Raw genomic sequence first — 10,307 nt, forward strand, 5'->3', positions numbered from 1 at the left:
GAAGTCTGTCGTCTCCCGCTGTGTCATGCTGCCGGAGCAGCGGCTCGGTTTCCGGCAGGGTTTCAAGCCAGTTACCGCGCAGCACCTGGTGGAACTCAGCGAGCGCCCGCAGGGACCCGGTCTCGCTCATCGGCCGACCGCCGCTCGGCCGGCCTCGATGGTGGCCTGTTGATCGAGCTGCCTGCGGAGCGTCTCGGCATCCTCGCCACACACGGTGTGATGCATCTCCGCGTACATCTCCTCTTCGGTCAAAAGACGGCTCCGGGTGGCCCACCACCAGCCCGGCCTGCCGTGACCGCCGGACCGCCAGATCAGCCACCCGGGGAAGTCGCGGCCGAGTCGGTCGAACTCCTCCGTCGTCACCTGGTCGCCGGTCGTACGGGTCATGCGACAAGCGAAGCCGAGAGGTGACCATCCAGGGGAGGGCGTACTTCGCGACGATTCGAGTACTCGAAACACACGGGGTGTGAAACTCGCACACACAGTCTGGGCATAGCCCGCGAACAGTGGGTCAGGCCGTGTTTACATTGCGACAGCAATGGCGGATACGCGGGGGTGATCTGATGAGCGAGCCGAACATCCTCCTTGACGCCCTTCTCGATGAGGCCGGGATCTCCCGCGCCGGGCTCGCTTCCCGTATCAACCGGCGAACGAGCGAAATGGGCAAGCCGACCCAGTACGACCACACGTCGGTCGGCCGCTGGGTCGACAAGAGCGCGATCCCACGCGGAGATACACCATCGCTGATCTGCGAACTCATCGGCCACAAGCTCGGACGGACACTGACACTCGCCGACATCGGGATGAATCGCGCACTTCCCACCCACGAGGATGCACCACTACGCCGCACCGTCGACAGCGCCATCGCGCTCTGGCGCGGTGACCTGAAGCAATCGACCAGAGTCTCACAGCGGACGAACACGCTCCACGGCGCCGCAGCGATCGCACCCGTCTTCGAATGGGAGAACCCTCCCGACGACATCGACGTCTCTCACCACGGCACCGCGGCCGTGGGCATGAGCGACGTCGATCGGATCCGGGACGCGCGGAACACCTACGAGCAGATGTACCGGCGTGTCGGCGGCGTACCGGTGCGCCCTCGCATCGTGCAGTTCCTCAGCCGGCGCGCCGCCCCGCTCCTGCGCGGTACGTTCGACGACCGCACCGGCCGCGAGTTGTATCGGGCTGTTGGTGGCCTGGTCGCGTTGGCCGGGATAAGCGCCTACGACTCCGACCACCAGGCACTGGCCCAGCGCTACTTCCTGCACGCCCTGCGGATGGCCAAGGCCAGCGGACAGCGCAGCTTCGGGGGCTACGTTGTCGCCCTGCTCGCCAACCAGGCGATGTACCGGGGAAACCTGCGCCTGGTCATCCAGTACGCGGAAACGGCGTTAAGAGGGGCGCGCGGTGAGCTGTCGCCGGCGCTGGTGTCGGATCTGCACACGTTGCAGGCGAAGGCATACGCACGCATCGGTGACGCCACGTCCTGTCATCGCCACATGCGCGCCGCGGAGAGAGGAGCCGCACGTATCGACCCGGCGAGCGAACCCCGCGAGACCGGCTACGTGCAGCCTGGCCTGATCGAGACGCAGCACGCCGATGCGTTGCGTCGCCTCGGCGATCTTAAAGCGGCACAGGACTACGCCGAAGAGGCCGTCGCCACCGCCTCAGCGTCCCATCTCCGCGGCCAGGCCCACCGCTACGCCACCCTCGCCCTGGTCCTCAGCCAGCGCGGGGAGGCCGAGGCCGCGATCGCGATCGGCGATGAGATGCTGCAACGTGCCGAGGGCATGGAATCCGCGCGCATCCATGATCGTGTTGTCACGGTCGCGAGGGCACTTCAGACGCATGACTCGACCGCCGTTCGAGCCTTCCTCGAACGCGTACGCCACCAGGCCGGCACATCCCTATAGCGTGGTGCCGCTGCCCGAAGACCTCACGTAGGAGCGGTCTGTATGCGTTGGAGAGTCCACTCCGAGACAGAGCTGTACCGCGATGAATGGCTGGACATCCGACTCGCGGACGTCGAGATCTCGGGCGGCCGACACCTCCAACACCGGCTGATCCGCACGCAACCGGGCGCCGGTGCCGTCGTCGTTGACGATCGTCAGCGTGTCCTGCTGATGTGGCGCCACCGGTTCATCACCGACGCATGGGGCTGGGAGATCCCGATCGGCGGGATCAATCCTGGTGAGGACCCGGTGGCCGCGGCCGCGCGAGAGGTCGAAGAGGAGACCGGCTGGCGACCCGGTCCGCTCCGGCCATTGGTGGTGACGCATCCGACACCTGGTATCAGCGACAGCCAACACACGATCTTCCGCGCGGACACGGCGACATACGTCGGGCCACCGCAAGAAGATTGGGAATCTGAACGGATTGAATGGGTGCCGCTCAGCGAGATCCGCGAGCTGGTCGACAAGCAGGACATCGTCAGCGGCACGACGCTGGCAGCACTTCTGTACGTGTTGGCGAGCGGCTGATCCCTGCGCGGAGACCGGTCGCCGTTTTCTGCAGGGCCCAACGTTGGTTCGTCATGGAACGGCGATGGCGGGCATGACACATTGGAATAGCCCGTGCCGTTGGGCGTGGTTACGGTGGCTGCGGTAAGACCGTGTCCTTGAGGAAGCTGGCCGAGATGGAGGGCCGCTGGATGGCCCGTGACCAGGTTTGCCCCTCCTGTCGATTGGCGTCGTTGAGCAGGTATAGCTCGGACTTACTGTGCGCCGCCTGCCTGCGGGCCTCGCGGGGGGCCGGTACGCCGGTGCCTGGGTGGCTGTGGGATTCGGAGCCGATGCGACGAGCGCTCGCGCGTCTTGACGTCGGGGCGGTCGTAGCGATCATGCGCGCCGCGACGGGCCTTTCCCAACTCGACTTCGCGAACATCGTGGAGGGTTGGTCTCAGTCCACGGTGAGCCTGATCGAGCGGAGTCGGCGGGACACGCTGTATGACGTACGTGAGCTGCTGCGTTTCGCGGACGCAGTCGGCATGCCTCGCGAGGCGCTGCTGCCGCTGATCCTCGGTGATCCCGACGCGATCCTGAGCGAAGACAGTGGCTCGAACCTTGCGGAAGGATTCGAGGTGGATCGGCGGTCTTTCAACGCGATGGCGGCAGGTCTGACGGTGGGTGTGGCCTTGCCATCGATTCCGGTGCCGACTCGGGTCGACGCCGCGCACGTGCGTTACCTGCGGACGTGTCTTGAGCAGATCCGCAGTCGCTATCGGACCGCCGGTGGAGGCGCGGCGCTGGAGGAGGCGCTCCGGCATTTCGCGCGGGCTCGGGCGATGCTGGATGAGTCCGACTACACCACCAGTATCGGCAGGCAGTTGCTTGTGGTGACGGCCGAGCTGGGGGAGGCGGCCGGCTGGGCGGCCTACGACCGCAACGATCAAAAGCTCGCTCGGCAACTGTACGGGGAGGCCGAGCTGCTGGCCGGTAGCGCCGAAGACGCCGTAGTCGCGGTGCATGTGTACACGAACCTCGCCCAGCAGTCGACATATCTGGCGCGCGTGACGGGCCGGCGGGGGATCGCCCGAGAGTCCCTGCGGTTCGCGAGTAGGGCCGCCGAGGTCGCTCGGCATGAACCCTCACCACGCCTGCACGCCCTGATCGCCTTGCGACAGGCGCTCGCGCACGCGGAACTCGGCGACGAGATCGCGTTCCGTTCGCAGATCACCACCGCACGCCGAGAGCTGGAACGCGGTTCGCACGCCGCTGATCCGGCCTGGGCGATGTTCGTCAGTGATTCGGAGATCACTGGATACGAAGCCCTGGGCTATGAGGCGATCAGTCGCGTACAGCAGGTGAACAACGGGCGGGCGACCGCGCTGTATCGCGCGGTTCTGGACGACCCGGACCGGTCGACCTGCGACAAGGCGTACTACCGTGCGCGGCTGGCCGACGCACTGCTGAACGACGGCGACGTAGGCCTGGCCGTAACCGAAGGGGCCGTGATTCTCCCTTCGATGACCGGCGGGCAAATGACCTCGGCGCGTTCGCTCGCCGAGCTGCGCCCGCTGCGGGCAGCGGCTGAACGAGCCTCCGCCGAGGAGTTCTGCGTCCGCTTCGACGCGGCCGTGCGCGCGCTGGCCGCTTAGATCAGGTAGGGAGAGCGATGGTGCCCGAGCTGACGTTCCGCCGCTATGACGCTGCGGGAGCCAAAACCATCAGGGACACGGTGGAGCTGATCCACCATGAGGCGTACGCGGCCGCGATCGAACGGGGAGACCCCTTCGAGTCCGGTGACGCGCCGATGAAGCGTTTCGACATCTACACCGGCCGTGAGGGGTTCGACCTGGTCGTCGCGTTCCGGGATGGTCAGCCGGTCGGGCAGGCATGGGGATGGGCGCTCGGCCCGGATAGTGCCTGGTGGAAGGGGCTCGTCGGCGACGTCGAGCCGGGGTTCACCGACGAGGACGGGACGCGGACCTTCGCGTTCAGCGAGTTCATGGTCCGTGCCCGCTATGCCGGCCGCGGCATTGGTCATGCCCTCCACGACGAATTGCTCGCGTCGCGAAAGGAACAGCGGGCGACTTTGCTCGTGCGCCCGGAGAACACAACCGCCTATCGGAGGTACACCCGGTGGGGCTGGCGCAAGGCGGCCGAACTGCGTCCCGCCATGCCTCATGCTCCGCTGATGGATGTGCTGATCCTTCCGCTACCGCTAGGACGCTGAGATCTCAAGTTCGGTAGGTGCCGCATCTCATAGCGGTACCTGGTCGTTTTGCGGAGTCCCTGTCTACAGGGCGCGGCCGGGAACCGGCCGCGATCTCGAATCGGCTGCCGTGTGGCTCACTCGATGCCGAGAGTCGCGACCAGGCGCGTGAGTGCGTCGGTTTTGGCTGCGGCTTTTGAGCTGCCCGTGCCGGTAGTGGTGAAGTGCTCTCCGATGCGGTTGTCGACGCTCGCCGCGGTGGCGATGTGTGTCGGCCGGTGGAGTGGGCCGATGGCGGAGAACTCCCACGTGAGCTGTCTCAGCCGGCCGATGTGGACGAGGTGGTTCACGACGTTCGCCACGCGCCCAGCCCGGAGGTCCTCGCGCCAGCTTTTGCCGAGTCGAGAATCTTTCCGGAAGGCGCGTGCGAGTGAGTCCGCGTCGCGGTTCCCTCGGCTCGTATGATGCGCGCGAACCCACACCCAGGTGACGTGGTGGCTCGCGGAGGCCTTCCGCAGCTCGTCCCACAGGTCGCGGTGGGCGCGCGGTCTCGCTTGCGCGGTTGCGCCGTCGACGAGGATGTCGTGATCGCAGTGCAGCGTGACGCATGCGGGCCGATGCAGAGCTCGTAGCGCGTGTATAGCGGCGGCCAGTTCGGCCCGAGCGCTGTTGGGTTCTGGCAGGCGTCCGCCCAGCTTCTGTACTTCCGCGCTCGGGCCGGCTCCCCATCGGATGATGGCCGCCCAGGCGGAGGGGCCGTAACGGTTACCTCCGGGTGCCGATCCGTCCGTCCATACGAAGGCGAGCGGTAGCCCGCAGTCGCTTCGCTGGTCCATGCGGGCGCGCATGCCGGGTGGGATCTCGCCGAGGAGCTCAGCGGTACGGAGCAGCCCATAGACGCGACGCTTACCGATTCCGAGCTCATCAGCGATCGCCTGTTTAGAGCTGTCCGGGGCACGCATGAAGATCGCGACGGCGGCCGAACGCAGTCCTCGATCGGGGTCCTCGGCAGTGGGCGGGACACGACCATTGCGGCGGGCGGCCCACAAGAGCCGCCTAGCCTGTTTCGGAGGAATGCCGAGCTTCTCCGCGAGGACCTCGTCGGTGACGTCGGGATCAGCGGTCGCTGCGGCGATCACGGCGGCACTCCGAGATGGGGTTTGTTCCGGACGCCAGGACGGGGCAGGACCGCCAGGGCTTTTTTCTGGTTCGGGCATCATCGGCGCCCTCGGCTACTCGGCGGTCGGGTAGATGCCGCCGCGGGTGCGCAACGTGACGCGGGTCATCAGGATTCGGCGCATGGCGCCGTAGCTGCACTCGAACTGGTCCGCTACCTGTCGGATGCTCCACCCTTGCTCATAGAGCCGTACGGCGTCTTGGGTCATCTGTTGCCAGTCCGCGTTGGACTCAGGGTTGTCGGCCAGTAGCGCGTGTATCGCGGTTCGGCTGTAGCGACGGTGGCCGCCGGGGGTGCGAAGCGGTGTCAGTTTCCCTTCGCGGGCCCAGCGGGCGATGGTCGTCGTGCGGACGCCGAACAGTTCGGCGGCTTCTCGCGGTTTGAGCAGGTCACTGGGTTCTTGGGCGAGCATGATGTCTTTCTTTGTCAGCGCCCGGCCCTGAGCCGTCTCGCTTCCCCGGGACGCGCCGTACGGGGGCTTCGGCGGCGTCCACAGTGGCTCAGGGCCGGGAGTCGATGGGTGCCTTGATCAGATGCGTGCGCGCGAGTGCGGCATCGCGGATGAGGTGTCTAGGAGGTCTGGAGGTTCGACGGCCGCCCAGACGGTCTTGCCGCCGTGGTCCTCCAGACGCCAGCCCCAGTCCTTCGAGCAGGCTTCGACCAACAGCAAGCCACGTCCGTCCACACGGTCGACGGACTCTTGCTGGCGATCGGGGGCTGCTTCGCTGCTGTCCCAGACTTCGATCAGCACGGTTCCTGCCTGCTGGGAGACGGCGACTCGGAACACTTCTCCGATCTTCATGGCATTCGTGACCAGCTCGACCGTGACGAGTAGGACGCTGTCAATGACGTCGCCGAGCTTCCAGCCGGTACACGCGAGCCGCACCAACACACGCGCCTGTTCGGCTGCGATCGGATGCGGAGCAAGAGGCAATTGGTACGCCGCGTTCTCGGCTTTCTCAGGCGGCGCTGAGCTATGTCCAGGATCGACTAGTAATTCACGTGATGTGCACACTTGCCCTCCATTGGATTTGACCGAGCCGCCTGCTTCCATGCGACCGCGCAATTAACGGCGGTGGGTCTGTCACCTTGCCGGGAGGGTTTTCGGCACCTCAACGCTGATACGTCATGCGGTGCGCTATGAGGTCATGACACATCGGAATATTGAACGACGTGCGCAGACTCGCTGATGGCGAATGGGTGATGGCGCTATGCGGTAAAGGTAAGAAGTGGGTATATGACCTAATTAGCTATATCGAAGACTGCGATGACCGTCCGTCCGTTCGCGTCACCGGTCCAGTCCCAGCGGCTGGCCAGGGCCGCGACGGTCTTCAGACCACGTCCGGACTCTTCCATCGGGTCGGGTTCGCGTGCTGCGGGCTCGCTTGTTCCACCTTGGTCGGTTACACCGATGGAGATGCCGGAGGGCCACCGCCGCACCTCCACGGCGAAGCGGCCGCCGGGCAGGGCGGAGTGCGTGTGCCTGAGCGCGTTGACGACGAACTCTCCCACTGTCGAGACGGCGTCGTCGGCGAGCGCGCAGCCGCTCAGGAGGTACGCGACGAACTCGCGGGCCGGTTGAGCCTGCTCGGGACGACCCGGGAAGGTGCGCCGCCAGCGCATGGCGTAGCGGTCATCCCCGAGGTCATGACTGGCATCGGTGAGTGGCATGGACATGCGAACGCTCCTTTATGGTCGGCTGCGGTCCCGGCCTGGGGGGGGCTGCTCGATGAGCGGCGGCCGGGACCGCAGCTTCCTCACCGGCGGAGCAGCTCGGGGGAACCGCCCCGCCGGGAGCCTGGCAATCATGCGTCGCAAGGACAGTGGTCAGTCGCCGAGATCACCCGCCCGCTCGTGACCGGTTGACCGGCCAAGACCTGCGCTGACCTCACGCTTCGTCCTCCTTGCACTACGCATCGTGCAGGGCGTGAGAAGGTATCCGCAACTGTTTCAAGAAACAATTTCAAGATCGATCTCGGCTGTGAGGCTCAAGATGGTTGCCGCCGCGGTCCCTGCTGGGCAGACTGCTGCGGGTGTCGACGAGGCAACCCACAGTGCGGGAACGCCGGTTGGCCGCTGAGCTGCGCCGTCTCCGCGAATCCAGTGCGGTGACACTTGAGGAGGCAGCCGAGCGGCTTGGCTGGAGCAAGACCAAGCTGTCGCGGATCGAGAACGTCCTACGGCGTGTCGCCGTCCCAGAGGTCCAAGGCCTTCTGGACCTCTACGGAGTCGCCGGCGGCCGACGCGACGCGCTGATCGCGTTCGCACGGACCGCCCGTCAACGGGACTGGTGGGACACCGAACCGCTGCGCACCGACTACGCGACCTACATCGGCCTGGAGGCCGAAGCCGAAGCGCTGAGCTGCTACAGCATGGGAGTCATCCACGGCCTCCTGCAGACCGAGGAGTACGCCCGCCACATCATCCGGGCCGCCCTGATGCGCTTCAAGCCTCCCGCCGAAGTCGACAGGAGAGTGGCCGTACGCGCAGCGCGCCAAGCCGTACTGACCGAGCGAGACCAGCCCCTGCGGTTCTGGTCGATCATCGACGAAGCGGTGCTCGATCGCGAGATCGGCGGGAAAAAGGTCATGCAGGCGCAGTACGAGCGCCTGCTCGAGCTGGCAGAGCTGCCGAACGTCATGCTCCAGGTGATGCCGGCCAGCGTCGGCGCCCATCCGGGCGTCATCGGCTCATTCTCGATCCTGCAGTTCCCTGAGCAGTACTTCCCGAACGTCGTCTATGTCGAGAGCATGACCGGTGCTCTGTACATTGAGGACGAGGGCCAGGTGCACACGCACACCCTCGCCTTCGAACAGATGCAGGCCACAGCGCTCAGCCCGGACGATTCAACGGCATTGCTCGCACGACGGGCGGGACGCTGACCGCAGAGAGGGACCGCATGCCCGACCGTGACACTTCCCGGGTGGTCTTCCGCAAGAGCACGCACAGCGATGGCGGGGAAGGCTGCGTCGAGGCGGCAACGCTGAACGGGTCTCGGCTTGTACGCGACTCCAAGGACCCTGGCGGCCCGACGCTGGCGTTCGGACCCTCAGCGTGGGCAGTCTTCGTTGAAGAGATCAAGCAGGGCAAATTCAACTTGGACTAGCGTCGGCTGGCCCGGTCAGGTCTGCTGGACCTGCCGTGGTTCAGGGCATTGCCTCGGCCGACGCCGCCTGTACGGCTCGGTGGGGCAAGGCCTCATCAGCGGAGGCAGGCGAGTGAATCCGGCCGTAATGTCGCCGTTCGCGGCCCAGTCCGTGGTCGGCCGACTCTGGGACCAGCGCGCCCTGGAGGTTCCTTTTGGCGATCCAGCCTCGTGCGGGGGTCACGTCCACGCAGGTGGTGTACGAGTCGGCCTCCGCGTGATCCGTTGTTGCAGGTTAAGCGGTGATTGCTTGGGTGGTGGTGTTCTCGTTCGGTGGGTCGCCGGCGATGATGCGCAGGCGTGCTTTGGCGAGGAATTCCAGGCCCATGTAGCGGCGGGCTTCGGTCCATTCGTCGGTTTGTTCCATCAGCACGGCGCCGACCAGGCGGATGATCGCGCCGCGGTCGGGGAAGATCCCGACGACGTCGGTGCGTCGGCGGATCTCTTTGTTCAGTCGTTCTTGGGGGTTGTTGGACCAGATCTGCCGCCAGATTTCGCGCGGGAAGCCGGTGAAGGCCAGCAGGTCGGCCCTGGCCTCGTCCAGATGCGCTGCCGCGTCGGGATGCTTGGCTTCCAAACTGTCCACGACGCGGGCGTGCTGGGCGTGGACTTCCTCGGCGGCGGGCTGGTCGAAGATGGTGCGTACCAGGGTCGCGACCCACGGCTGGGCGGACTTGGGTACCTTGGTGAGCAGGTTCCGCAGGTAGTGGGTGCGGCACCGCTGCCAGGCAGCCCCGGGCAGAGTCGATCCGATCGCCTCGACCAGACCGCGGTGGGCATCGGAGATGACGAGTTGGACTCCGGACAGGCCGCGGGCGACCAGGCCGCGCAAGAACGCCAGCCAGCCGGCGCCGTCCTCGGATGAGGTGACCTCGAGCCCGAGGATCTCCCGGTGCCCATCAGCGTTCACCCCGGTCGCCACCAGGACGTGGACGTTGACGGTCCGGCCGCCCTCACGGACCTTCTGCGTGAGCGCGTCCATCCACACGAAGGAGTACGGGCCACCGTCCAACGCCCGGTTCCGGAACGCGGTCACCTGGGCGTCCAAGACCTTGCTCATCTGGCTCACCTGGCTCTTGGAGATGCCCTTGATACCGAGCTGGTCCACCAGCTTGTCCACCCGCCGGGTGGACACCCCCAGCAGATAGGAGGTCGCCACTACCGAGACCAGCGCTTGCTCGGCCCTGCGGCGGCGTTCCAGCAGCCAGTCGGGGAAGTACGAGCCAGACCGCAGCTTCGGAATGGCCAGCTCCACGGTGTGGCTGTTGCTTAATTTCGGGGTCTGATCCGGGGTCGGCTGTAGCGGTCGGATGGTGGTCCGGGGAAGATCGA

12 protein-coding genes are annotated in these 10,307 nt (G+C 66.3%); 6 read left to right on the forward strand and 6 right to left on the reverse strand.

The window, feature by feature from the left end:
- Positions 1-126: 126 nt before the first annotated feature.
- Complete coding sequence (locus ACFFNX_RS02305) at positions 127-387, reverse strand: hypothetical protein (protein ID WP_378194242.1); 261 nt, start codon at positions 385-387, stop codon at positions 127-129.
- 176 nt (positions 388-563) lie between these two features.
- On the opposite strand from ACFFNX_RS02305, the gene ACFFNX_RS02310 reads away from it, so the two are divergent.
- The 4 genes from ACFFNX_RS02310 to ACFFNX_RS02325 all read left to right on the forward strand — a co-directional run bounded on the left by ACFFNX_RS02310 (position 564) and on the right by ACFFNX_RS02325 (position 4,674).
- A complete protein-coding gene (locus tag ACFFNX_RS02310) occupies positions 564-1,913 on the forward strand; it encodes an NsdA family TPR-like regulatory protein (RefSeq protein WP_378194245.1) in 1,350 nt (449 codons plus the stop codon).
- 42 nt (positions 1,914-1,955) lie between these two features.
- On the forward strand, positions 1,956-2,480 hold the full coding sequence (locus ACFFNX_RS02315; protein WP_378194248.1) for an NUDIX hydrolase: 525 nt from the start codon (positions 1,956-1,958) through the stop codon (positions 2,478-2,480).
- A gap of 311 nt (positions 2,481-2,791) precedes the next feature.
- Positions 2,792-4,096 (forward strand): helix-turn-helix domain-containing protein, encoded by a 1,305-nt coding sequence (locus tag ACFFNX_RS02320; protein ID WP_378194252.1) that lies wholly within the window; start codon positions 2,792-2,794, stop codon positions 4,094-4,096.
- Between the two features lie 17 nt (positions 4,097-4,113).
- Positions 4,114-4,674, forward strand: a complete 561-nt coding sequence (locus tag ACFFNX_RS02325) for a GNAT family N-acetyltransferase (protein ID WP_378194255.1) — start codon at positions 4,114-4,116, stop codon at positions 4,672-4,674.
- A 116-nt stretch (positions 4,675-4,790) separates the two neighbouring features.
- Here ACFFNX_RS02325 and ACFFNX_RS02330 read toward each other — a convergent pair whose 3' ends face one another.
- The 4 genes from ACFFNX_RS02330 to ACFFNX_RS02345 all read right to left on the reverse strand — a co-directional run bounded on the left by ACFFNX_RS02330 (position 4,791) and on the right by ACFFNX_RS02345 (position 7,507).
- Positions 4,791-5,792, reverse strand: a complete 1,002-nt coding sequence (locus ACFFNX_RS02330) for an RNase H family protein (protein WP_378194258.1) — start codon at positions 5,790-5,792, stop codon at positions 4,791-4,793.
- A gap of 93 nt (positions 5,793-5,885) precedes the next feature.
- A complete protein-coding gene (locus ACFFNX_RS02335; RefSeq protein WP_378194261.1) occupies positions 5,886-6,242 on the reverse strand; it encodes a helix-turn-helix domain-containing protein in 357 nt (118 codons plus the stop codon).
- Between the two features lie 117 nt (positions 6,243-6,359).
- Complete coding sequence (locus tag ACFFNX_RS02340) at positions 6,360-6,845, reverse strand: ATP-binding protein (RefSeq protein ID WP_378194264.1); 486 nt, start codon at positions 6,843-6,845, stop codon at positions 6,360-6,362.
- A 227-nt stretch (positions 6,846-7,072) separates the two neighbouring features.
- Positions 7,073-7,507, reverse strand: coding sequence for an ATP-binding protein (locus ACFFNX_RS02345; protein WP_378194267.1), 435 nt, complete (start codon positions 7,505-7,507; stop codon positions 7,073-7,075).
- A 392-nt stretch (positions 7,508-7,899) separates the two neighbouring features.
- Here ACFFNX_RS02345 and ACFFNX_RS02350 point away from each other — a divergent pair, with 392 nt between their 5' ends.
- Positions 7,900-8,712, forward strand: a complete 813-nt coding sequence (locus ACFFNX_RS02350) for a helix-turn-helix domain-containing protein (RefSeq protein WP_378194269.1) — start codon at positions 7,900-7,902, stop codon at positions 8,710-8,712.
- A 17-nt stretch (positions 8,713-8,729) separates the two neighbouring features.
- Positions 8,730-8,936, forward strand: a complete 207-nt coding sequence (locus ACFFNX_RS02355) for a DUF397 domain-containing protein (protein ID WP_378194272.1) — start codon at positions 8,730-8,732, stop codon at positions 8,934-8,936.
- A 274-nt stretch (positions 8,937-9,210) separates the two neighbouring features.
- Here ACFFNX_RS02355 and ACFFNX_RS02360 read toward each other — a convergent pair.
- Positions 9,211-10,307 (reverse strand): IS256 family transposase (locus tag ACFFNX_RS02360; protein WP_378194275.1); only part of this gene is annotated, 1,097 nt, incomplete at its 5' end.

This window comes from Actinoallomurus acaciae, from assembly GCF_042429965.1.
GTDB classification, from domain to species: Bacteria; Actinomycetota; Actinomycetes; order Streptosporangiales; family Streptosporangiaceae; genus Actinoallomurus; species Actinoallomurus acaciae.